This is a genomic window from Hyphomonas oceanitis SCH89, from assembly GCF_000685295.1.
Classification (GTDB): Bacteria; Pseudomonadota; Alphaproteobacteria; order Caulobacterales; family Hyphomonadaceae; genus Hyphomonas; species Hyphomonas oceanitis.
Window position 1 is genome coordinate 48,794 of record NZ_ARYL01000018.1, and the last position, 21,976, is coordinate 70,769.

18 protein-coding genes are annotated in these 21,976 nt (G+C 59.2%); 16 read left to right on the plus strand and 2 right to left on the minus strand.

All coding sequences use genetic code 11. The annotated features are described in order from the left end of the window. Positions 1 to 14: 14 nt before the first annotated feature. Positions 15 to 2,087 carry an ATP-dependent DNA helicase RecG gene (recG, locus tag HOC_RS12495; protein ID WP_035539093.1) on the minus strand — a complete coding sequence of 691 codons (2,073 nt, stop codon included), beginning with the start codon at positions 2,085 to 2,087 and terminating at the stop codon, positions 15 to 17. A gap of 99 nt (positions 2,088 to 2,186) precedes the next feature. Between recG and HOC_RS12500 the strand changes: the two genes are divergently transcribed. Together HOC_RS12500 and mfd are read left to right on the plus strand one after the other, a co-directional pair. Further along, positions 2,187 to 2,447: an FAD assembly factor SdhE gene (locus HOC_RS12500; RefSeq protein ID WP_034743032.1), complete on the plus strand. Its 261-nt coding sequence runs from the start codon at positions 2,187 to 2,189 to the stop codon at positions 2,445 to 2,447. A gap of 47 nt (positions 2,448 to 2,494) precedes the next feature. After that, on the plus strand, positions 2,495 to 5,959 hold the full coding sequence (mfd, locus tag HOC_RS12505) for a transcription-repair coupling factor (RefSeq protein ID WP_035539094.1): 3,465 nt from the start codon (positions 2,495 to 2,497) through the stop codon (positions 5,957 to 5,959). Here mfd and HOC_RS12510 read toward each other — a convergent pair. Then, entirely contained in the window at positions 5,956 to 7,215 is a 1,260-nt protein-coding gene (locus HOC_RS12510; protein ID WP_035539095.1) for a diguanylate cyclase domain-containing protein, read from the minus strand. The two genes, mfd and HOC_RS12510, sit on opposite strands and share 4 nt — an antisense overlap. A 115-nt stretch (positions 7,216 to 7,330) precedes the next feature. Between HOC_RS12510 and HOC_RS12515 the strand changes: the two genes are divergently transcribed. From HOC_RS12515 to HOC_RS12580, 14 genes are all read left to right on the plus strand, one after another. Then, positions 7,331 to 8,428 carry a CaiB/BaiF CoA transferase family protein gene (locus tag HOC_RS12515; protein WP_035539096.1) on the plus strand — a complete coding sequence of 366 codons (1,098 nt, stop codon included), beginning with the start codon at positions 7,331 to 7,333 and terminating at the stop codon, positions 8,426 to 8,428. A gap of 240 nt (positions 8,429 to 8,668) precedes the next feature. Further along, positions 8,669 to 9,925: a dipeptidase gene (locus HOC_RS12520; RefSeq protein ID WP_241767007.1), complete on the plus strand. Its 1,257-nt coding sequence runs from the start codon at positions 8,669 to 8,671 to the stop codon at positions 9,923 to 9,925. Positions 9,926 to 10,047: 122 nt separating this feature from the next. After that, the gene (rpmF, locus tag HOC_RS12525; RefSeq protein ID WP_034742997.1) at positions 10,048 to 10,233 is read left to right on the plus strand and encodes a 50S ribosomal protein L32; all 186 of its coding nucleotides are present in this window, start codon (positions 10,048 to 10,050) and stop codon (positions 10,231 to 10,233) included. A 110-nt stretch (positions 10,234 to 10,343) separates the two neighbouring features. Continuing rightward, on the plus strand, positions 10,344 to 11,624 hold the full coding sequence (gene eno, locus HOC_RS12530) for a phosphopyruvate hydratase (protein ID WP_035539099.1): 1,281 nt from the start codon (positions 10,344 to 10,346) through the stop codon (positions 11,622 to 11,624). 42 nt (positions 11,625 to 11,666) lie between these two features. Next, on the plus strand, positions 11,667 to 11,966 hold the full coding sequence (locus tag HOC_RS12535; protein ID WP_081812311.1) for an FtsB family cell division protein: 300 nt from the start codon (positions 11,667 to 11,669) through the stop codon (positions 11,964 to 11,966). Between the two features lie 66 nt (positions 11,967 to 12,032). After that, on the plus strand, positions 12,033 to 13,046 hold the full coding sequence (gene pdhA / locus HOC_RS12540) for a pyruvate dehydrogenase (acetyl-transferring) E1 component subunit alpha (protein WP_035539173.1): 1,014 nt from the start codon (positions 12,033 to 12,035) through the stop codon (positions 13,044 to 13,046). Continuing rightward, a complete protein-coding gene (locus HOC_RS12545) occupies positions 13,047 to 14,444 on the plus strand; it encodes a pyruvate dehydrogenase complex E1 component subunit beta (protein WP_035539102.1) in 1,398 nt (465 codons plus the stop codon). A 4-nt stretch (positions 14,445 to 14,448) separates the two neighbouring features. Further along, positions 14,449 to 15,801, plus strand: coding sequence for a pyruvate dehydrogenase complex dihydrolipoamide acetyltransferase (locus HOC_RS12550; protein ID WP_035539103.1), 1,353 nt, complete (start codon positions 14,449 to 14,451; stop codon positions 15,799 to 15,801). 18 nt (positions 15,802 to 15,819) lie between these two features. Further along, a complete protein-coding gene (gene lpdA / locus HOC_RS12555) occupies positions 15,820 to 17,241 on the plus strand; it encodes a dihydrolipoyl dehydrogenase (RefSeq protein WP_035539105.1) in 1,422 nt (473 codons plus the stop codon). Positions 17,242 to 17,311: 70 nt separating this feature from the next. Next, complete coding sequence (locus HOC_RS12560) at positions 17,312 to 18,451, plus strand: DUF2891 domain-containing protein (protein WP_035539107.1); 1,140 nt, start codon at positions 17,312 to 17,314, stop codon at positions 18,449 to 18,451. Then, positions 18,448 to 19,656 (plus strand): Nramp family divalent metal transporter, encoded by a 1,209-nt coding sequence (locus tag HOC_RS12565; RefSeq protein ID WP_035539108.1) that lies wholly within the window; start codon positions 18,448 to 18,450, stop codon positions 19,654 to 19,656. Before HOC_RS12560 ends, HOC_RS12565 begins: the two co-directional genes overlap by 4 nt. After that, the gene (gene pxpA, locus HOC_RS12570; RefSeq protein WP_035539109.1) at positions 19,653 to 20,414 is read left to right on the plus strand and encodes a 5-oxoprolinase subunit PxpA; all 762 of its coding nucleotides are present in this window, start codon (positions 19,653 to 19,655) and stop codon (positions 20,412 to 20,414) included. The genes HOC_RS12565 and pxpA overlap by 4 nt, the downstream gene beginning before the upstream one ends. Further along, positions 20,411 to 21,046: a 5-oxoprolinase subunit PxpB gene (gene pxpB / locus HOC_RS12575; RefSeq protein WP_035539110.1), complete on the plus strand. Its 636-nt coding sequence runs from the start codon at positions 20,411 to 20,413 to the stop codon at positions 21,044 to 21,046. Before pxpA ends, pxpB begins: the two co-directional genes overlap by 4 nt. Further along, the gene (locus tag HOC_RS12580) at positions 21,043 to 21,969 is read left to right on the plus strand and encodes a 5-oxoprolinase subunit C family protein (RefSeq protein ID WP_035539111.1); all 927 of its coding nucleotides are present in this window, start codon (positions 21,043 to 21,045) and stop codon (positions 21,967 to 21,969) included. Before pxpB ends, HOC_RS12580 begins: the two co-directional genes overlap by 4 nt. Positions 21,970 to 21,976 lie beyond the last annotated feature (7 nt).

Consider the following 21,976-nt stretch of genomic DNA (forward strand, 5'->3'; position numbering starts at 1 on the left):
GGTCTACGCGCGTCCTAGCTACCGCTACCCGTTTCGATCTTGGGTGTCAGAAGCTCCCGGACCAGCCGCAGGGCTTGCCCGCGTGGCCCGGCGAGATCCGGATCAGCCTCAACGACAGCCGTTGCATCTGTCTTTGCAATCGCGAGCAGATCAGCGTGGCGTGACAGCTCAATCACGCGATAGTCCGTGGCGCCGGCCTGACGCAGTCCCAGCATGTCGCCAGGGCCACGCAGTTTGAAGTCGGCTTCGGCGATTTCGAAACCGTCTTCTGTGCGACGCAGAGTCTCCAGTCGTTCGCGCGCTGTCTCCCCAAGTGGAGGGCGATAGAGGAGCAGGCAGAAGGACGGCTTGTCGCCGCGCCCAACCCGGCCGCGAAGCTGGTGTAGCTGGGCGAGACCAAAGCCTTCGGCACGTTCTATGACCATGATCGTGGCCTCCGGCACATCGACGCCGACCTCGATCACTGTGGTCGCAACCAGGATCTTTGTGCGCCCCGTGCGGAAGTCTTCCAGCGCGGCATCCTTTTCGGTCGGCTTCAAGCGTCCGTGAACCAGGCCGACCGGCACGCCCAGCTGGTCTATCAAGGCAGCATGGCGCCCTACGGCTGTGGAATCATCGTCATCCACATCCACCTTTGGGCAGACCCAGAAGGCGCGTTCGCCGCGGCGAATGGCGCGTCCCACCGCGTCGATGACTTCATCAATTCGCGTGTCGGGTATTGCGCGCGTCTCAACGGGTTTCCGACCTGCCGGCTTTTCATCAAGGATTGTTACGTCGAGGTCGCCATGGACGGCTTGGGCCATGGTACGAGGGATCGGGGTGGCGCTCATCACCAGCATGTGCGGGGAGACACCCTTGCCGACGAGCCGCATGCGATCCTGCACGCCGAACCTATGCTGCTCATCGACGATAATCAGCCCCAGATTCCGAAAAGACACAGATTCCTGAAAGAGGGCATGCGTACCGGCAACAATCTGGATTGAGCCGTCAGCGATGCCCATCAGCGTCCCCTCACGGGCCGCCCCTTTGTCGCGCCCGGTGAGCGAAGCCACGGAATAACCGAGCGGCGCCAGAAGATTTGTAAGCGTCTCATATTGCTGTCGGGCGAGCACTTCGGTTGGCGCCATAAAGGCGGACTGGAAGCCCCCGGATACCGCCTGTACGGCCGCCATCGCTCCTACGAGCGTCTTGCCCGCGCCCACATCACCTTGAAGCATGCGCCGCATGGGGGACTGGCCTGACATATCCTCGCTGATTTCAGCCACGGCGCGCACCTGCGCGCCGGTTTGCTGATAGGGCAGGGAGCGCGCCAGCCGTGATTGTTCGACTGGGGCTTTGGGTATTGGCGGCGCCTTGCGACGCTTGCGGCTGGCACGCGCCAGCGCAAAGGCCGATTCACGCGCGATGGCTTCATCATAGGCCAGCCTTGTCCGGGCTGATTCAAATGCGGCTTCGTCGTATCGCACGGGGGCATGCAGCCCGCTCAGAGCGCTGCGAAAGCTCGGCCATCCTCTTTGAGCCACGAGATGACGGTCGCCCCATTCAGGCAGGTCATCCGGAACGCTTTCCAGTGCCTGAATAGCGAGCGTATGCACGCGCTTGTTGGTCAGACCCGCAGTTAGTCCGTAGATCGGTTCGACCTCCGGCGGCGGATCGCCCCTCTTGGGGTCTACAATGTAGTCGGGATGAGTCATCTGGCGTTCGCCATTGAAATCGTCGACACGGCCGGAGACGATGCGCGTGGCGCCGATCGGGAATTGTCCCTGAAGCCAACGCCCATCGGCGCGGAAGAATGCCAGCGTCAGGAATCCTGTTCCGTCGAATAGCTGGATTCTGTGGGGGGCCTTGTCAGAATAGGGCGCCTGATAGGCATGGACTTCGCCGCTTACGGTCGCGACCTCGCCAAAGACGACCTGATCAAAACCTTCGCGGACGCGCCGGTCGACCCAGCGCTCGGGCAAATGCAACAATAGGTCCCAAAGCGTATCGCCCCCCACCAGCCTTTCGAGCAGCGGCTTGAGCTTCGGTCCAACACCGGAAAGTGTTTCCAGCCCTGCAAACATGGGAAAAAGTCGCTCGTCTCGCATCTCAAAACTCTAGGCGTGCCCGCCCGCGCACACAATGCGTGGTTTACCTGTCCCTCCCACCGCCTATATCCTCCGAAGCAGACTGGTCTGGAGCTATTCATGGAAACAAGACGCCGAAAACTCACGTTCCGGGCCTGGCGGCGCGGTTTCCGCGAAATGGACCTTTATATGGGCTCGTTCGCGGATAAATTCCTTCCGGATTTCAATGAGGCTGAACTGGACGAATTCGCGCGCCTGCTGGATGTCCCGGATTGGGAAGTTTACGCATGGCTGATTGGTCAGCAAGAAGTCCCTGACAATCACAAGGGCCCAGTGCTGGACCAGCTGATCGCTTTCCGCTACGCCCCGCAGGCAGGCTGAACGAGTCAGTCCCTGCGCCTCAACCAAATTCTCTGCAAAAGATCAGGATGACACCCGCCGACCTTCTCAAGTCCTTGAGCGGCCCCGCCAGCTTTGCCGGCGCACCCTTCGGTACGGACCTGATTGCATTCTGTAATGCCTTGGTCGCAAGGGGCGGTATCGGACTCTACGTCACGCGCGACGACAAGAGCGCCAACACGGCTCGGCGCCTTGCACAATTTATCACGCCGCGCCTCGATAGTATCGACATACCCGGTTGGGACACACTGCCCTATGACCGGATCAGTCCATCCCCTAGTGTCGCGGCACGCCGATGCGCAGGCTTGGCCCGGGTCGCCCGGCATGACAACTCGCAAGGGCCCCTCTTGGTGGTCACAACGGCGACATCGCTCGTCCAGCGCGCGCCTCCCGTTGCCACGCTTCGCCGCGCATCGTTCTCCGTTTCAATCGGACAGTCTGTCGCTCAAAAAGACCTTACAGATTATCTCGCCGTGAATGGGTACGTTCGCGCGAGCACAGTGCGCGAGCAGGGCGAATTCGCGATCCGTGGCGGCATTATTGATATCTTTCCGCCGACGGCTGGAGAACCCTACAGGCTCGACTTCTTCGGCGATACGCTGGAGACTCTGCGCACATTCGACACCGAAACCCAGCGCTCGACAGGGGACGCGCGTTCAGTCGCCTTCGCGCCTGTCAGCGAAGTCCTGTTCGATGATAAGATCCTGAGTGGTTTTCGGGAGCGCTATCTGGCCACGTTTGGACCGCCATCGGGTGATCAGATGTACGAGTCGGCTCGCGCTTCCATCCGTCGGCAAGGCGTCGAGGCCTGGCTTCCGCTTTTTCACGACCATCTGGAAACCTTGTTCGATTATGTTGGCGAGAACGCCCTCGTAGGGCTCGGACACCTCGCGCCTGAATCGGCTTTTGAGCGCCTCTCTCAAGCACTCGATTATTATAACGCCCGGCTCGATGCTGCGGGCGGCGATGCTCACTCAGCGCGTGTGCTCGCACCCTCGACCCTCTATTTGGAACCAGACGAAGTAGATCAACTGCTTGCAACGCATGCTGTCGTGAAATTCAGCCCGGCTGAAGCGTCAGGTGGGGCCTATGACATGGGTGCCCGCATTGGTCGGGACTTTGCGCCCGAACGGCTGCGGTCCGACCAGAACATCTTCGAATCTGCTATAGCGCATGCCCGTGCGCTCTATGCGTCGGGTAAGCCAGTTGCCTTCGCCGCATGGTCTGCTGGCTCGACTGATCGCCTCATCAATGTCATGGCGGACCACGGATTGCCGGATCTTGCGCAGGTTCATTCGCTCGAAGCGGCCTGCAAGACAGACTTCACCGTTGTCGAAATACCGCTCGAGTCCGGTTTTGTTTCCCCCGAGATTGCAGTCATCTCCGAGGCCGACATACTCGGTGACCGCCTCGCAGCCCCGCGCCGTCGGCGCAAATCTGCCAGTTTCATCACTGATGCAACCGCGCTATCGCCTGATGATCTTGTCGTGCACGTCGATCATGGTGTTGGACGCTATGTCGGCCTGAAAACGTTGGAGCTGACAGGCGCTCCCCACGACTGCCTCCAGCTCGAGTATGCTGGCGGCGACATGATCTTCCTGCCGGTAGAGAATATCGACCTGATCAGCCGGTATGGCTCTGAAGAGTCTGAGAGCCAGCTGGACCGCCTCGGTGGAGCGGGCTGGCAGACGCGCAAGGCCAAGGCCAAGAAACGCATCCTTGAGATGGCGGCTGAACTCATGGCTGTCGCTGCCGAACGAGCCCTGAAACGCGCAGAAGCGCTGTCGGCAGGGCAGGGCATGTACGAAGAATTCGCGGCGCGCTTCCCATATGAGGAAACGGATGACCAGCTAAACGCGATCGAAGATGTGCTTGGGGATCTGGCCTCCGGTCGCCCAATGGATCGTCTTATCTGCGGCGATGTGGGCTTTGGCAAAACCGAGGTCGCTCTTCGCGCCGCTTTTATGGCGGCGATGAGCGGAAAGCAGGTTGCGGTCATTGCGCCAACAACTTTGCTCGCGCGTCAGCACTTCAAGACATTCTCCGAACGCTTTGCTGGCTGGCCCCTCAAGGTTCGCCATCTCTCACGGCTGGTGGGTCAACGGGAATCTGTGGAAACGCGCGACGGCCTCACAGACGGCAGCGTGGACGTCGTTGTGGGAACGCACGCGCTGCTCGCAAAGGGCATGGACTTCAAACGCCTTGGCCTCCTGATCGTCGATGAGGAGCAGCGCTTCGGCGTGAAGCACAAGGAACGCCTGAAAGAGCTGAAGGCCGATGTGCATGTGCTAACGCTCTCTGCAACGCCAATTCCCCGCACACTGCAGATGGCACTCACGGGTATCCGCGATCTCTCCATTATCGCCACGCCGCCCGTGGATCGTTTGTCGGTTCGGACCTATATCACGGAAGAGGACACGGTCACTTTGCGCGAAGCACTGCTGCGCGAAAAGTATCGCGGTGGCCAGGCCTTCTTCGTCGCACCACGTATCCAGGACCTCGACAAGCTGGAGCAGTTCCTGTCGACGCAGGTTCCCGAAGTATCCTTCGTTGTGGCGCACGGCCAGATGGCGGCGGGCGAACTCGAAGACATCATGAACGCCTTTTATGAGGGCAAGTATGATGTTCTTCTGTCGACCACGATTGTCGAAAGCGGCCTGGATATACCTCGCGCCAACACGCTTATCATCCACCGCGCCGACATGTTCGGTCTGGCCCAGCTTTACCAGCTGCGTGGCCGCGTCGGACGCTCCAAACTACGCGCCTATGCCTATTTCACCACGCCGCGTGACCGGGTTGTGACTGAGATGGCCGAGAAGCGTTTGAGGATTCTCCAGTCGCTGGACAGTCTCGGCGCCGGCTTCCAGCTTGCCAGCCACGATCTCGACATGCGCGGGTCGGGTAACCTGCTGGGCGACCAGCAGTCTGGCCAGGTCCGGGAAGTGGGTGTGGAACTCTACCAGTCCATGCTCGAAGATGCCGTCAAGGCGCTTCAGGCCGGTGCGCGGGACGAAGACGAAGTCGTGGATGACTGGTCGCCACAGATCAATCTTGGCGTCGCGGTGCTGATCCCCGAAGACTATGTCGAGGATCTCACGATCCGTCTCTCGCTTTACCGGCGTCTAGCAGACATCAGCACGGCCGAGGAACGCGAGTCCTTCGCTGCTGAACTGATTGACCGTTTCGGACCGTTGCCGGAGCCGACGCGGCAGCTGCTGGAAGTCACTGCGATCAAGGTTCAGTGCAAGGCACTGGGTATCTCCAAGCTGGATTCAGGTGTTAAAGGCGCGGTGTTCGCTTTCCGCCCTGATACGATCATGGACCCCGCACGCCTTATGGAACTCGTCCGGACACGCCCTAATGTTCTGAAGTTGCGTCCGGCGGATTCAAAACTGGTCCACTCCGGCCTGGGCGGAGAGCCCGAGCGACGTCTTGTGGCCGTTAAAGCATTCCTGAAGGAACTGGAGGCCGTTGTGGGCCGCGTATCGGCCTAGGCGGCTTCGAGACGCATGAACGGTCCCTGCAGGCCAGAATCAAGGAACGTTTTTGCGGAATGATAGGCGCGCTTTTCGACGACACGCCAGTTCAGAACAACGTCAGACAGCGTGTCCAGGTCTGCGACATGAGTTGCTATCCGCGTCGCAAGCCGGGCTCCGCCGCGATAAGGTGTCGTTGGCAAGGAGATGCCAAGGATACCTGCCGAAAGAGCGGCCGCGCAGTCTGTTTCCCGCAGTAGCGGTTGTAGACAATCAGCCAGGGTTTTCAGCACCCTTCTTTCACTGCGGCGCTCACCGGTCAGTTTCAGCATGACTAAGCTTAGGGGCTCGGCTCGCTGCTCTGCCACTTCTATTTGCCGCTCAAGATGTGATTCAAGAAACCGGCGGGAAAAGAGCCCTGTCGCCAGGTCTCGGGCCGCCGGGGCAAGTGCCGTCGAGGGCGTGATGGGCCGCATCGCATTATAGCGGCGCGCCAGCACGTCTATACGATTTGCGACGAGGGAGGCCTTATCCTGGCACTCAATGATTTCGTCTGCGTAGGCTTGAATTGATTTCATGGCCTCGGATGTCTGGCTCTCACCGTTTACGAGGGCAAAGATCGGAACATTGTTCAGCATGTCGCCGGATGGTGGGCCTTCGATGTAAGCCGTCTCAAGCGCTTCTTCGGAAGTAAGGTCGAATAGCGCTGCGGCGAACCTTCGGCTCGACAGGTAGTCCCGGACCGTGCTTCGGGAAATCGCGGCCGTCAGCGACAGTCCGCGCGCCTTTAGGGCGCCCTGCAGAGACAGGAATATGGGTGAACCTTCGCCGACATAGATAAGTTCGGGACGCGCGTCACCGGGGGTGACGGGCGGCGCCAACCCGAATTCGCGGGCCGTTTCTGCGCGGATGGACACTTCCATATTGCGGGATTCGCGCCGCGACAGCGCAGCAAGCCGCCCCTTGAGCATTGTAAGGTCGCGGTCACGCCGCAGCGTGATGACGTCTGAAAGATTGAGGCCAGTATCTGCCACATCGAGAATCGCCATCGGACGGGACAGACCTGCAGCACATGCCCGGGCGCAATGTTCCAGCGTCATCCGCGTCACACTTGCGATATCGACGAGGAGAGGGCCGGTTGAATTGAAATCTAGCGGTTGGCTGGCAGGATAGGGCCTCATTCCGCTTGATCGCATGCGCGCAAGGATCATTTCGAGGCGAGGACTGGTCGCAGCGATTTCGATAGGTGGGTCCAGATAGGACGTATCAGACATGAAACACTCAAAACGCTTCGAAGGGCGACGCTAGGACACCCCTTTCTTTTGCGCGTTCGACACTTAATGTTCCGCTAATCAGGCCCAAAGGGCCCTAATTGAACGGGAGAGAATGATGGCAAGCGGGCCACTGGACGGTGTCAGGATTGTTGAGTTTGCAGGGATCGGCCCCGGGCCGTTCTGCGGCATGTTGCTGTCCGATATGGGCGCAGACGTTATCCGGATAGACCGCCCCGGCGATGGCAAGCCGGGACGCGCGGCAGATGTCATGAGCCGTGGCCGACGCTCCATCAGCTTGAATCTCAAGGATCCCGCTGATGTCGAGACCGCCCTGAAGCTGATGGAAAGGGCTGATGGCTTGATAGAGGGATTCCGCCCCGGTGTGATGGAACGCAACGGTCTTGGTCCGGATGTCGTACTCGGTCGTAATCCCAAGCTCGTCTATGGTCGCATGACGGGGTGGGGGCAATATGGCTCGCTCTCGCAAGCGGCCGGGCACGATCTCAATTACATCTCCCTTACAGGCGCCCTTTACGCGATGGGCCGGAAGGGCGAGCGTCCGAGCCCGCCCCTGAATCTTGTCGGTGATTATGGCGGCGGAGCCCTCTACCTGGCGATGGGGCTCCTCGCCGGCATCGTGAACGTCAAGAATGGAGGCAAGGGTCAGGTGATTGATGTGGCCATGACGGATGGCGCGGCCTCTCTCGCGACCATGTTCTTTGGTATGAAAGCCATGGGCGTCTGGACCGATGACCGCGAATCGAACCTGCTCGATGGCGGTGCCCACTTCTACGACACATATGAATGTGGCGATGGCCAATGGGTCTCTATCGGTTCGATCGAGCCGCAATTTTATGCACTCTTGCTGGAAAAGGCCGAGATTACCGATCCGGAATTCAAGGCGCAGATGGACCGCTCCAAGTGGGGCGATCTCAAAGCCAAGCTGACGGCGCTGTTCAAAACGAAGACGCGCGATGAATGGTGCGCCATCATGGAGGGCACCGATATCTGCTTTGCGCCGGTCCTTTCCATGGCTGAAGCCCCGAACCACCCACATAATGCCGAGCGCCAGACATTCGTCGAAGTCGAGGGGGTGATGCAGCCAGCGCCAGCGCCGCGCTTCTCTGGCACGCCCGCAGAAATCCAACGGCGGCCCGCAGGGCTCGGCGAGCATACCGAGGAAATCCTGCGCGATTGGCAGGTCAGCCGCTGAGTCGAAGGCGGTGCTGCTCGCCTCTCAGGTGAACGGAACATAACAGAGGGTCACCGCTCCGTTCAGGTTGCCAAGACTATAATCATGACTGTCGGTGCCGCGTTTTTAGGCTATTTGCCCGAACAAAGCCTGACGTCCTTCTTGCTTTACCTTGGCCGTCCTTCGGGGCGGCCATTTTCTTGCGCTGTTGCAGTTTAGCGATATGGTCCCGCTCATTCTAACGAGTATGAGGGCTGAAAATTGAAAATTGCGATAACGAGCGTACTGGCTCTGGCTCTGGTGGCCTGTTCCCAGCAGAAGGCTCCTGCGCCTGCCGAACCGGAAGCCGTTGCGGCACCGAAGACGGCAGCAGAAATCCATGACGAGATGCTAGTGCTCGATACGCACCTCGACACACCTGCCAACTTCTCAAAGGCCGATTTTGACATCATGGCCGATAATCCGAGCGTTCTGGGCAGTGTCCAAGTCGACTTGCCGAAGATGAACCGCGGTGGCCTCGACGGTGGCTTCTGGGTGACCTTCACGCCGCAGGGCCCGATGGACCCAGCCTCCTATGAGGCCGCGAAACAGGCTGCGCTGACCCGCAACCAGGAAATCCATGACATGGTTGCGGCTCATCCCGAATCATTCGAGCTTGCCTACACGTCTGAAGATGCCGCCCGAATCGCCGCAACCGGCAAGAAGGTCGTCTATATGTCGATCGAGAACAGCTATCCGCTCGGCACGGACATCGGCATGGTAGAGGAATTCTACAATCGCGGCGTTCGCATGATTGGGCCGGTCCACTTCCGCGACAACCAGTTCGCCGACAGCGCAACGGATCTCGGTGCCAATGACTATGGCGGCCTGAGCCCGCTCGGCGTGGAACTGATCAAGGAAGCCAACCGACTCGGCATGATGGTCGACGGCTCGCACGCCTCTGATTCGACGGTTGATGACATCATCGAACTGTCGACGACGCCGATCATGCTGTCCCATACAGGCGTGAAGGCCGTTTATGACCATCCGCGCAACATTGACGATGACCTGATGCGGAAGGTCGCTGATGATGGCGGCGTTATCCAGATCAACGCCTATGGCGGGTATCTGGAACAGCTGACCCCGACGCCGGAACGCCAGGCCGCACTCGACGAGATGCAGAAGGAATTCGAGGGCATTTCTCCTGCGACCGCTGACGCAGAGACCCGGGACCGCTATATCGCCAAAATGGAAGAAATTGACGCCCAATTCCCGGCGCCACGCTCGACTTTCGAAAAATTCCTCGAACATATGAATCATGCGCTTGAGGTCGTAGGCCCGGATCATGTCGGCATGGGCGCTGACTGGGATGGCGGTGGCGGTGTTGTTGGAATGGAAGACGTTTCATTCCTGCCTAGAGTGACAGAAGCCCTGTTGGCCGAAGGCTATTCCGAGGAAGACATCCAGAAAATCTGGAGTGGCAACATGCTGAAACTGATGAAGCAGGTGGAAGACGCTGCGGCGCCTAAACCCGAATAGGGAAGGGGAATGCAGAATTCGCGGGTTTGGTGATCTTCAGACCTTGCAAAGCCTGTTGGGCGTCTGTATGAGGCCCGTTCCAATTCAATCGCTGAAAATGCGCAACAAACCGGATACCTGTCATGGCAGTTCCAAAGAGCAAGATCTCCAAGTCCCGCCGCGGCATGCGCCGTTCGCATGATCGGCTTGATATGAACACGTATATCGAGGACGCCCAGTCGGGCGAGCTTCGCCGTCCGCACCATATCGACCTGAAAACCGGCGTTTATCGCGGCCGTCAGGTTCTTGAGCCGAAGGACGACATCTAGTCAGGTTGCGCATTTGCGCGCACAAGACTAAGGCTTCCAGCGCCTCCCGCCGTCCGGTAGGGGGCGCTTTTTACATCTGACATAATGCCTAAGAGGGACACCAGACTGCCATGAGCGAGATCATCGACATTCACGCCCGCGAAATTCTCGACAGCCGGGGCAACCCGACAGTGGAAGTTGACGTCACTCTTGATGATGGCTCGACAGGTCGTGCCGCGGTCCCTTCCGGCGCCTCCACGGGGGCCTACGAGGCCCACGAACAGCGCGATGGCGACAAGTCCCGCTACGGCGGCAAGGGTGTCCTCGGCGCCGTCGATGCCGTGAACGGCGAGATATCGAACGAGCTTGAAGGCATGGATGCCAGCGACCAGCGCCTGATCGACATGATGATGATCGATCTCGACGGCACTGAGAACAAGTCCCGCCTGGGCGCCAATGCGATTCTCGGCGTTTCGTTGGCTGTGGCCAAGGCCGCCGCGGAAAGCGCCGCGATGCCGCTCTACCGCTATGTCGGTGGCGCCAATGCCCGTGTCCTTCCTACGCCGATGATGAACATCATCAATGGCGGCGCACACGCGGACAATCCGATCGACATTCAGGAATTCATGATCATGCCAGTCAGCGCCGAAAGCATGGCAGATGCTGTGCGCATGGGCGCTGAAGTCTTCCACTCGCTGAAGAAAACGCTGCATGATGCTGGTCATAACACCAATGTTGGCGATGAAGGTGGCTTCGCCCCTAACATCGGCTCGACTGATGAGGCCATCGGCTTCATCATGAAGGCCATCGAGAAAGCAGGCTACGCGCCGGGCGAAGACATTGCCCTGGCACTCGATGCCGCTTCGACCGAGTTCTACAAGGACGGCAAGTATAACCTTGCCGGCGAGAGCAAGATCCTGGGGTCGGAAGAGTTTGCGAAATATCTCGCCGATCTTTGCGGTCGCTATCCGATTGTCTCAATCGAAGACGGCATGGCAGAAGACGACTGGGATGGCTGGGTCGCACTGACCGAGATGATTGGTGATCGTGTCCAGCTCGTCGGCGATGATCTCTTCGTGACAAACCCCGAGCGCCTGTCTATCGGCCTCCAGAAGGGCGCTGCGAACTCGATCCTGATCAAGGTCAACCAGATTGGAACGCTTTCCGAGACGCTCGACGCAGTCGAACTGGCGCACCTCCACGCGTACACCGCCGTCATGTCTCACCGCTCCGGTGAAACCGAAGACTCGACCATCGCAGATCTGGCAGTCGCCACCAATTGCGGGCAGATCAAGACGGGTTCCCTGTCACGTTCTGACCGAATCGCGAAGTATAACCAGCTCATCCGTATCGAAGAAGAACTGGGTCCGATCGGCATTTACGCCGGCCGCTCGCGCATCAACGCTGCTTAGTGCAAACGCACGGTTAACCAATCGTCGTTACAGGTGGGCCTCATGGTATCACGCCTTGAGGCCCTCGGCCTAAGTCTTCTCGTGCTCTACTTTGCCTACCACGCTTTTGCGGGGGAGAAGGGGCTTGGCCGTTGGTCGGATGCCCAGCTTGAACTCGAAGATCGCAAGGTGGAACTCGCCAAGATCGAGACGGATATCTCGCGCCTGCGCACCGATATCCGCAGACTTACACCAGGTTCTGTGGATCCGGACTTTGTAGAAGCGCTCGCACGCGATAAGCTGGCATTCGTATATCCAAACGAAATCGTCTTGATGACGTCAGAACGTAGCGTTGCAAATTGACATAGATGTTCTGACTTGTCTCTGCGGAAATGCGCAGACATAAGACTCGCAGGGATGGAGCATTATATGGCAACGAAACCGAAAGGTGCCAAAAAGGCACCTTCAAAAGCAAGTAAGGCAGAGCTGCTCGAATTCTATCGGGCCATGCTGTTGATCCGAAGATTCGAAGAAAAGGCCGGCCAGCTTTATGGCATGGGCAAGATCGCGGGTTTTTGTCACCTCTACATTGGTCAGGAAGCGGTCGTGACGGGCATGCAAGCCTGCCTCAAGGATAGGGATCAGGTTATTACCGGTTACCGCGACCACGGTCACATGCTCGCATGTGGACTGGACCCGAAAGGCGTCATGGCCGAACTGACCGGACGCAGCGGCGGTCTTTCCAAGGGCAAGGGTGGCTCGATGCATATGTTCAGTCGCGAGAAGAATTTCTTCGGTGGGCACGGTATCGTTGGCGCTCAGGTGCCGCTTGGCACGGGCTTGGCCTTTGCCAATAAATACAAGGGCGGCGACAATGTCAGCTTGGCCTATTTCGGCGACGGGGCGGCCAACCAGGGGCAGGTCTACGAATCGTTCAACATGGCTTCGCTCTGGGATCTGCCGGTTGTCTATGTGATCGAAAACAATCAGTATGCGATGGGCACGAGCGTTGCGCGCGCCTCGGCCGAGGTTGAGCTTTATAAACGCGGCATCAGCTTTGAGATCGAAGGTGAGGCCGTTGATGGCATGGACGTGCTCGCGGTGAAGGAAGCCGGTGAAAAGGCTGTCAAATACGCGCGTTCTGGCAAGGGCCCTTATATCCTCGAGATGAAAACCTATCGCTACCGAGGCCACTCGATGTCTGACCCGGCGAAATACCGCAAGCGGGAAGAGGTCGATGATATTCGCACGCACCACGATCCGATCGAGGGCCTCAAGGGCCAGATTATAGAGGCCGGCCATGCAACCGAAGACGAACTCAAGAATATCGATAAGGAGATCAAGGGTATCGTGAAAGATGCTGCGGACTTCTCGCTTGAGAGCCCGGAGCCGGATGCTTCTGAACTCTGGACGGATGTCCTGCGCGAAGTGGAGGGTGTGTAAATGTCAGTCGATATTCTTATGCCAGCCCTCTCACCGACCATGGAAGAGGGAACCCTCTCGAAATGGCTCAAGAAGGAAGGCGACAAGATCTCCTCAGGTGACATCATCGCCGAAATTGAAACTGACAAGGCAACGATGGAAGTCGAAGCCGTCGATGAAGGTGTGCTCGCCAAGATCCTCGTTGCTGAAGGCACTGAAGGCGTGAAGGTCAACGCCGTGATCGCGGTGCTCGCTGAAGACGGCGAAGATGCAGGCGATGTGAAGCCCAAGTCCAACGGCGCTGCCGCACCCGCCAAAAGCGATGCTGAGCCTGTCGCCAAAGAAGAGAAGCCGAAACCACCGTCGGATGCTGAGGCAGCCCCAGCTGCACCTGTCCTTTCCGATCCCTCTATCCCCGAAGGCACCAGCTTCACGGATACCACGGTGCGTGACGCCCTGCGTGATGCGATGGCCGAAGAGATGCGCCGCGACGAAACAGTGTTCGTCATGGGCGAAGAGGTCGCTGAATACCAGGGCGCTTACAAGGTTACCCGTGAACTGCTGCAGGAATTCGGCGCGCGCCGCGTGGTCGATACGCCGATAACGGAACATGGCTTTGCTGGTCTCGGCGTGGGTGCGGCCTTTGGTGGCCTGAAGCCTATCGTCGAGTTCATGACGTTCAATTTTGCCATGCAGGCGATTGACCAGATCATCAACTCGGCGGCCAAGACGCTTTATATGTCAGGCGGCCAGATGGGTTGTTCCATCGTGTTCCGCGGGCCGAACGGTGCGGCCTCGCGCGTCGGCGCGCAGCATAGCCAGGATTATGCCTCCTGGTACGGACACATACCCGGCCTCAAGGTCATCGCGCCTTATGATGCGGCCGATGCGAAAGGCCTGCTCAAGGCGGCCATCCGTGATCCGAATCCGGTTGTCTTCCTTGAGCACGAACTGCTCTACGGCACCAGCTTCCCGGTGCCGGACCTCGAAGACCATATCCTTCCGATCGGCAAGGCCGCTGTGAAGCGCGTCGGTACGGATGTAACGCTGGTGGGCTACTCTCGCATGGTTGGGTTCGCGCTGCAGGCCGCAGAGGAATTGGCAGAGCAGGGGATCAGCGCAGAAGTCATCGACTTGCGCTCCATTCGTCCGCTCGATACGGCAACTGTCATTGAGAGCGTCAAGAAGACCAACCGTCTCGTCACCTGCGAGGAAGGCTGGCGCTTCATGGGTATCGGTGCCGAAATTTGTGCCTCTGTCGTTTCCGACGCCTTCGATTATCTCGATGCGCCGCCGGCCCGCGTTCACCAGAAGGATGTGCCGCTGCCTTACGCGGCAAATCTCGAAGCCATGAGCTTGCCCGGTGTCGCTGACATCGTCGCAGCGGCCCGCAAGGTCTGCTACGTGGATCAGGAGTAGCGCCATGAGTATCAACATCACCATGCCCGCGCTCTCTCCCACGATGGAAGAGGGCACGCTTTCCAAATGGCTCGTCAAGGAAGGCGACACCGTCTCCTCCGGCGACATCATTGCCGAGATCGAAACTGACAAGGCGACGATGGAAGTCGAAGCTGTCGATGAAGGCACTGTCGCCAAGATTCTCGTAGCCGAAGGGACCGAAGGCGTGAAGGTCAACGCCGTGATCGCTGTGCTCGCAGAAGAGGGAGAGGATGCATCCTCGGTTGAGGCGCCGAAGGAAACCGCCCCTCCTGCGAAAGTGGAAGAATCGGACAAGGGCGAGAAGAAATCTGACGACAAGCCTGGGCCCAAAGCAGCCAAAGCAGAAACGCCTGCCAAGTCTGATGCGGCATCTAAAACCGAAAAACTGGCGTCGACGCCGCTCCCAAGCACCAACACCGCTGACGGTCGCATCAAGGCAAGCCCGCTTGCCCGCCGTATCGCGGACATGAAGGGCATCGAGCTCAAGTCCTTAAAAGGCACCGGTCCCCGTGGCCGCATTATCAAGCGCGATGTCGAAGGCGCCGAGTCAGGCGCCGCTGCGCCAGCACAAGTTGGCTCACGCTCGGCTGGCTCGCCTGATGGTCTCATCCTGCCACAGGTCCTCGATGACCGCGTGTACGCGCCTGACAGCTATGAGCTGAAGCCGCTGGACGGCGTCCGCAAGGTCGTCGCCAAGCGCCTGACGACCAGCTTCATGCAGGTGCCGCACTTCCCGCTGACCATCGATCTCGAACTCGATCATCTGCTTGCGAGCCGCACGGCCATCAACGCGGCTGCACCAGAAGGTATCAAGGTCTCGGTGAACGACCTGCTTATCAAGGCCTCCGCCATGGCCCTGATGGATGAGCCTGATTGCAACGCATCGTACACGGATAAGGGCATTGCCTATCACAAGCACGCCCATGTCTCGGTCGCTGTGGCGATCGATGGCGGCCTGATCACTCCGGTTATCTTCAATGCGGAAACAAAGGGCCTCGCCGAAATCTCCGAAGAGATGAAAGACCTCGCTGCCCGCGCCCGCGAGAGAAAGCTCAAGCCGCAGGAATATAGCGGCGGGACTTTCTCCATCTCCAATCTCGGCATGTTCGGCATCAAGAACTTCGCCTCGATCATCAACCAGCCCGAGGGCATGATCCTCTCCGTCGGGGCAGGGGAAAAGCGTCCGGTCGTGAATGCGAAGGGTGAGCTTGCTGTCGCCACGGTGATGAGCGTCACTCTTACTTGCGACCACCGGGTCATCGGCGGCGCAGAAGGTGCCAAATGGCTTCAGGCCTTCAAGCGCTACGTCGAAACGCCCGAAGCGATGCTGCTATAGGCAGCGGAAAGACACAATATGAGCACCCCATACGACCTCATCGTCATCGGCTCCGGCCCCGGCGGCTATGTTTCTGCGATCCGCGCCAGCCAGCTCGGCATGAAAACGGCGATCATCGAGCGCGAAGCCCTCGGCGGCATTTGCCTCAATTGGGGCTGCATCCCGACCAAGGCGCTGCTCCGCTCGGCTGAGGTCATGCACCTCGCCAAGCACGCCACGGATTTCGGTCTTAAGATAGACAAGGTCGAGGTTGATCTGGAAGCTGTCGTCAAACGCTCGCGCGGCGTTGCCAGCCAGCTGTCGAACGGCGTGAAGTTCCTGATGAAGAAGAACAAGATCGACGTCATAGAAGGCACCGCGCGCCTGGAGAAGGGCACATCTGCGCCCAAGGTCATCGTCAAAAGCAAAGACGGCAAGGATACGACGCTCGAGGCCAAGCACGTCATGCTCGCCACTGGTGCCCGCGCGCGCGATATCCCGCAGGCTGGCCTCGTTGCTGACGGCAAGCTGATCTGGACCTATCGCGAAGCCATGACGCCAGACGTCATGCCCAAGCGTCTCCTCGTGATCGGTTCTGGCGCCATTGGTATCGAGTTCGCCAGCTTCTATAATGAGCTTGGCTGTGACGTCACCGTCGCCGAAGTCCTGCCGCGCATCCTTCCCGTCGAAGACGCTGAAATCTCCGCCATGGCGGAGAAGGACTTCAAGAAGCAGGGGCTCAACATCATCACGGGCGCCAAGGTGGAAAACCTTAAAGCCGGCAAGAACACCGTCACGGTCGACATCACCAACAAGGATGGCAAGAAGGAGTCGAAGGAATTCGACCGCGCCATCCTCGCTGTCGGCATTGTTGGCAATGTCGAGAATCTGGGCCTTGAGGCGCTTGGCGCAAACGTTGAAAAAACCCACGTCAAAGTCGATGGCTTTGGCAAGACCGGCGTGCCTGGTCTCTATGCCATCGGCGATCTCACAGGCCCGCCTTGGCTCGCGCACAAGGCCAGCCATGAAGGCGTTGTCTGCGTCGAAGCGATTGCGGGCAAAGGCAAGGCCCCCCCAGAGCCTTTCGATGCCTCAAACGTCCCTGGATGCACCTATTCCCACCCTCAGGTCGCCAGTGTCGGCTTGACTGAGGAAGCCGCGAAAGAAAAAGGGTACGATATCAAGGTCGGCCGCTTTCCGTTCATTGGTAATGGCAAGGCCATCGCAATGGGCGAAACCAATGGCATGGTCAAAACGGTGTTCGATAAGAAGACCGGAGAACTGCTTGGCGCCCACATGATTGGGGCGGAAGTCACCGAGCTGATTCAGGGCTATGTCATAGCGCGCCAAGGCGAACTCACCGACATTGATCTCGCTCACACCATATTCGCGCACCCGACTATTTCGGAAACAATGCACGAATCCGTGCTCGATGCAGACGGCAAGGCGCTTCACATCTAGGGCAGGGGCCTTGCCCACGGGCACCGCGCCTTATACGCAAGAGCCAGCCTCAATTGCTGGAGATCCTCGCGTGACACGCCACTTGTTCATCGGCCTGACAGCCCTCCTGCTTGCCGCGTGTGCGCCAAAGGCTCCACCTGCAGAGGATGCGCCCGTGCCCGCACCAGAGATCGTCCTTCCAGAATCCCGAGAGGGCGTAGTGACAGACCGCTTCGCCCGAATGGCTCTGCAATGCGTCCACAAGGAATACCCGAACAAGATCAGCCATGTCATGAACAGCGATGCCGACGCGCAGACCCCGCGCCAGCTTCACCCTGCTTTCTATGGCTGCTTTGATTGGCACTCGTCGGTACATGGCCACTGGTTGCTTGTGCGCATACTCAACACCGATCCGTCAACGCCCTACAAGGATGCGATTGTCACCGCTCTGGGGCAGAGCTTTACGCCTGAAAATATCCAAGGCGAACTCGCCTATTTCAAAGCGGAAGACCGCGCGAGCTTTGAGCGCCCCTATGGCACTGCCTGGCTCCTTCAGCTGATGACGGAACTGCGCGAATCCAAACTGCCAGAAGCAAAAAACTGGGTAACGACGCTCGAGCCACTTGAGGCCTTTATCACCGACGAGACATCCACCTGGCTCACGAAGCTCGCTTACCCCATCCGCATCGGCACGCATAATCAGACGGCATTTGCCTTCGGACTCATGCTTGACTGGGCCAAGGCCTCAAATGCTGGTGCCTTTAATGCCCAACTGACGCAGAAGATTCTCGAATTCCACGCCAACGACAGGAACTGCCCCCTCGCGTACGAGCCTTCGGGTGAGGACTTTTTGTCACCGTGCCTGATGGAAGCCGATCTTATGCGCCGAGTGATGACATCGGATGATTTCGCCAAATGGCTCACGGCCTTCCTGCCACAAATCCCGGCAGACGGTAGCGCCAACTGGCTTCTGCCCGGCGTGGTACTCGACCCCACGGATGGTAAGCTTGTCCACCTCGATGGCGTGAACTTGTCCCGCGCCTGGGCGCTCGATGGCATTGCCAGTGCCTTGCCCGAAGGTGATCCGCGCGTTCCCGCTTTGCGCGCCGCAGAAGAAGTGCACAAGCAGACAGGTATCGCCGCGGTTAGCGACGAGCACTACTCCGGCAGTCACTGGCTCGCGAGCTTTGCGACCTATCTGGAGACCCGACGCGGGATAAACGCCCAATGAAGCTATCAATTGGCCCCGGTGCACTCGTCGCTGCGGCCTTTATTGGGCCGGGAACGGTCACAACCTGCACGCTGGCGGGCGCCAATTTCGGCTTTGCGCTTGTCTGGGCGCTGGTCTTCGCCACGCTGGCCACAATGATCCTGCAGGACATGGCGGCCCGTCTCGGTGTCATGGGGCGTGTGGGCCTTGGGGAGGCCCTGGTCGGTGGGGCAGGTAACCCGATGCTTAAATGGGCCGCAGCGGGCCTCGTGCTTGCTGCACTCGCGCTCGGTAATGCCGCCTATGAGGCAGGTAACCTGGCAGGCGGTACGCTCGGCCTTCAGGCCATCATCGGTGAGGGCGATGATTACCGCAGGCCCTTGATCCTTCTACTCGCAGCCATCGCCGCGCTTGTGCTGCTTATTGGGCGTTACAAGCTGATTGAGCGGATCCTCGTCACACTCGTTATCATCATGAGCCTCGCCTTTGCTGGGAGCGCGATCCTCGTCAGACCTGATATCGGTGACATGCTTGGCGGGCTGGTGCCGCGCGTACCGGAAGCGGGGCTTCTGACTGCCATAGCCCTCATCGGCACAACGATCGTTCCGTACAATCTCTTCCTTCATGCGGCCTCTGCACGTGAGCATTGGCCTGATGCCACCGCCAGAGCCTTGCAAGAGGCCCAGACAGACACGCGCGTATCAGTGGGCCTTGGCGGCCTTATCTCCATCCTCATACTCACCACTGCCGCGGCCAGTCTCTTTGGCAGTGGCCAGCAGATATCCAGTGCGGTCGCGATGGCTGGGGCGATAGCGCCGACTTATGGAGAGGCCGCGCGTTATCTCGTCGGAATCGGGCTCTTCGCTGCTGGCCTCACGTCTTCCATTACGGCGCCGCTCGCCACCGCCTATGCCCTCAGCGAAATTGCCCGCAAGCCGCGCAGCGGTCCGCTCTTCAAGGCGGTCGCGCTGGCTGTCCTTACGGTCGGCACGCTGGTCGCACTGATTGGGTACAAGCCTATAAGCCTGATCCTCGTCGCGCAGGTCGCGAATGGTATACTGCTGCCCATTGTGGCGATTTTCCTCCTCGTCGCAATGAACCGTCGTTCATTGCTTGGCGACAGGATAAACGGCCCGCTTGCGAATGTGCTCGGCGGCCTCGTTATCGTGATCACGCTTGGGCTCGGCCTGCGCCTTGTTCTTCGCGCGCTGGGGGTGTGGTCATGAAGAAGACTATCTGCCTGAATGCCGATATCGGCGAACTGCCCGGAAGTAACGCTCGGGCGCTTGACCGGGCGATCCTCGACGTCGTCAGTCGCTGCAGCATTGCCTGTGGCGGCCATGCGGGCGATCAGACAAGCATGGCAGCGACCGTGAAGGCCGCTTATGCGCGCGGTGTCCTCATGGGGGCTCATCCCTCTTATCCCGACAGAGAAGGGTTTGGCCGAAAGCCGATGGCCATGTCGCGTGAAGACCTTTCGGCCACGCTTTCCCAGCAGGTCCGCGCGCTGGCCGCCATAACCCGCGAACGCGGGGCGAGTCTCAGTCATCTCAAGCCTCATGGCGCCCTCTACAATACGGCTGCGGGTGACGAAGGCATTGCCCGTACAATAGTCGACGTCACCATACAGTCCAGAATTCCGCTTCTAATCGGCCCACCCCGATCATGCCTCGAAAGCGCTGCTTCAGACGCCGGACTGGATTATCTGTCCGAAGGCTTTGCTGACCGCGCCTATGAAACATCGGGCGCCCTCATGCCACGCTCTACGACTGGCGCAGTCCTCGAAACTGATGCAGAGCGCATCCGTCAGGCCGTTCAAATAGCAGCAACAGGCAAGGTCAGCGCGCGCACTGGCGAAACAATAGACCTGCCGGTCCGTACGATTTGTGTTCATGGGGATACGCCCGGCGCCCTCGCGAGCGCCTTGGCCATTCGTGATGCACTGAATGCTGCGGGCATTGAGATCGCCGCGATCACTCCATGAGCCATCCGAATATCACGTTTTGTGGCGATGATGCCCTACGCATTGAAGCGCCTGATCAATCGACCCGTCTTGCTCGCGCGCGCCAACTGCAAGATTCAGGTGAATGGATCGAAGTCGTTCCAGGTCGGCGGGACATCACGGTCCAATTTGATCTTCAGACCGATACACCTCAGTCCGCTCAGAATCGCTTGTCGCTTGCCGTGTCGAAGCCTTTGCTGTCCGAGGCGCATTCGATGCAGGAGGTCAGGCTGCCGGTGCATTTCGGAGGAGAGAGTGGGCCTGATCTTGGGGGCATCGCACACAGTCTGGATCTGTCCGAGAGCGATCTCATTGCGCAACTAACCGCAAAGCCGCTGGATGTTGATATGCTCGGTTTCACCCCTGGCTTTGCGTATATGTCAGGCTTGAGCGAGGAATTGGAAATCCCCCGACTTTCACAGCCGCGCCAGCAGGTGCCGGCTGGTTCCATAGGTCTTATCAGCGGACAGTGCGGATTATACGCGCTAGCAGGTCCCGGTGGCTGGCCGCTCATCGGACGGACGGATGTTTCCCTATTTGAGCCATCTGCCGATAATCCCTTTCGGCTGCAGCCCGGTATGCAGGTGCAGCTTGTTGATGCGGACGCATCATGAGCATCACTATTCTGCAATCCGGCGTTCAAATGACGCTTCAGGGTGCGCCCCGTATCGGAACCCGCCATCTTGGCGTCCCTGCCAGCGGACCCGCTGATCCGCTCTCCATGGCACTGGCCAATCGTCTCGTCGGAAATGCAAGTGACGCGACAGCCTTCGAGATCACCTTTGGCGGAGCAGGACTTTGCTTCAATACGCCAGTCAGTTTCGCGCTTACCGGCGCACCAGCATCTCTGACGTTAAATGGTGAACCTATAAAATCACACGTAACTTACGCTGCCCACGAGGGAGATGAGTTGCAGATCGCTCCTGCGACACAGGGCTGCCGTATCTACGTCGCCGTTGCCGCGGTACTTGAGGCTAGGCGCTTCCTCGGAGCCACCTCGACTTATATTCCGGCTGCACTCGGTGGGCACAAGGGCAGGGCGCTCAAGGCCAATGACCAGATATCCATGGCATTCGTCCGTCTTGTGCCAACGCAGACTACACCGGATGACCTGCAACCTGTCTGCAGCAACAGCTACACTTTACGCGCCTTAGAAGGCCCTGACTTTTCCTTGGTCTCGGCCGACGTTTGGGATGAAATCTATACGGCGACGCAGCGAGCCAGTCGGATGGGTGTTGAACTAACGGGGACCTTTCCAGAGGTCGGGCCAGATGCCAATCGACCGAGTTCGGCCATCTGGCCGGGGGCCCTGCAGTTGCCACCGGGTGGACGCGGCTTCCTGCTTCTCGCTGACGCGCAGACCACAGGTGGCTATCCCCACATCCTTCAGGTCGCTCGGGCCGACCTACATCTTCTGGGTCAGATGCGGCCGGGTGACAGGGTGCGTTTCCTGCGCAGGACGCACGAGCAGGCATCGGAGGCCTTGCGTGCCAAGCAAGCTCTGCTCTCAACGTGGCTGCCGGACTTCGCGCTCTAAATTTACT

Coding starts and splice junctions, on each gene's coding strand:
- pdhA (WP_035539173.1), top strand. CDS start 12,033: ATGGCAACGAAACCGAAAGGTGCCAAAAAGGCACCTTCAAAAGCAAGT.
- HOC_RS12565 (WP_035539108.1), top strand. CDS start 18,448: ATGAAGCTATCAATTGGCCCCGGTGCACTCGTCGCTGCGGCCTTTATT.
- rpmF (WP_034742997.1), top strand. CDS start 10,048: ATGGCAGTTCCAAAGAGCAAGATCTCCAAGTCCCGCCGCGGCATGCGC.
- recG (WP_035539093.1), bottom strand. CDS start 2,087: ATGCGAGACGAGCGACTTTTTCCCATGTTTGCAGGGCTGGAAACACTT.
- HOC_RS12580 (WP_035539111.1), top strand. CDS start 21,043: ATGAGCATCACTATTCTGCAATCCGGCGTTCAAATGACGCTTCAGGGT.
- lpdA (WP_035539105.1), top strand. CDS start 15,820: ATGAGCACCCCATACGACCTCATCGTCATCGGCTCCGGCCCCGGCGGC.
- pxpA (WP_035539109.1), top strand. CDS start 19,653: ATGAAGAAGACTATCTGCCTGAATGCCGATATCGGCGAACTGCCCGGA.
- HOC_RS12515 (WP_035539096.1), top strand. CDS start 7,331: ATGGCAAGCGGGCCACTGGACGGTGTCAGGATTGTTGAGTTTGCAGGG.
- HOC_RS12545 (WP_035539102.1), top strand. CDS start 13,047: ATGTCAGTCGATATTCTTATGCCAGCCCTCTCACCGACCATGGAAGAG.
- eno (WP_035539099.1), top strand. CDS start 10,344: ATGAGCGAGATCATCGACATTCACGCCCGCGAAATTCTCGACAGCCGG.
- HOC_RS12535 (WP_081812311.1), top strand. CDS start 11,667: ATGGTATCACGCCTTGAGGCCCTCGGCCTAAGTCTTCTCGTGCTCTAC.
- HOC_RS12500 (WP_034743032.1), top strand. CDS start 2,187: ATGGAAACAAGACGCCGAAAACTCACGTTCCGGGCCTGGCGGCGCGGT.
- HOC_RS12550 (WP_035539103.1), top strand. CDS start 14,449: ATGAGTATCAACATCACCATGCCCGCGCTCTCTCCCACGATGGAAGAG.
- pxpB (WP_035539110.1), top strand. CDS start 20,411: ATGAGCCATCCGAATATCACGTTTTGTGGCGATGATGCCCTACGCATT.
- mfd (WP_035539094.1), top strand. CDS start 2,495: ATGACACCCGCCGACCTTCTCAAGTCCTTGAGCGGCCCCGCCAGCTTT.
- HOC_RS12510 (WP_035539095.1), bottom strand. CDS start 7,215: ATGTCTGATACGTCCTATCTGGACCCACCTATCGAAATCGCTGCGACC.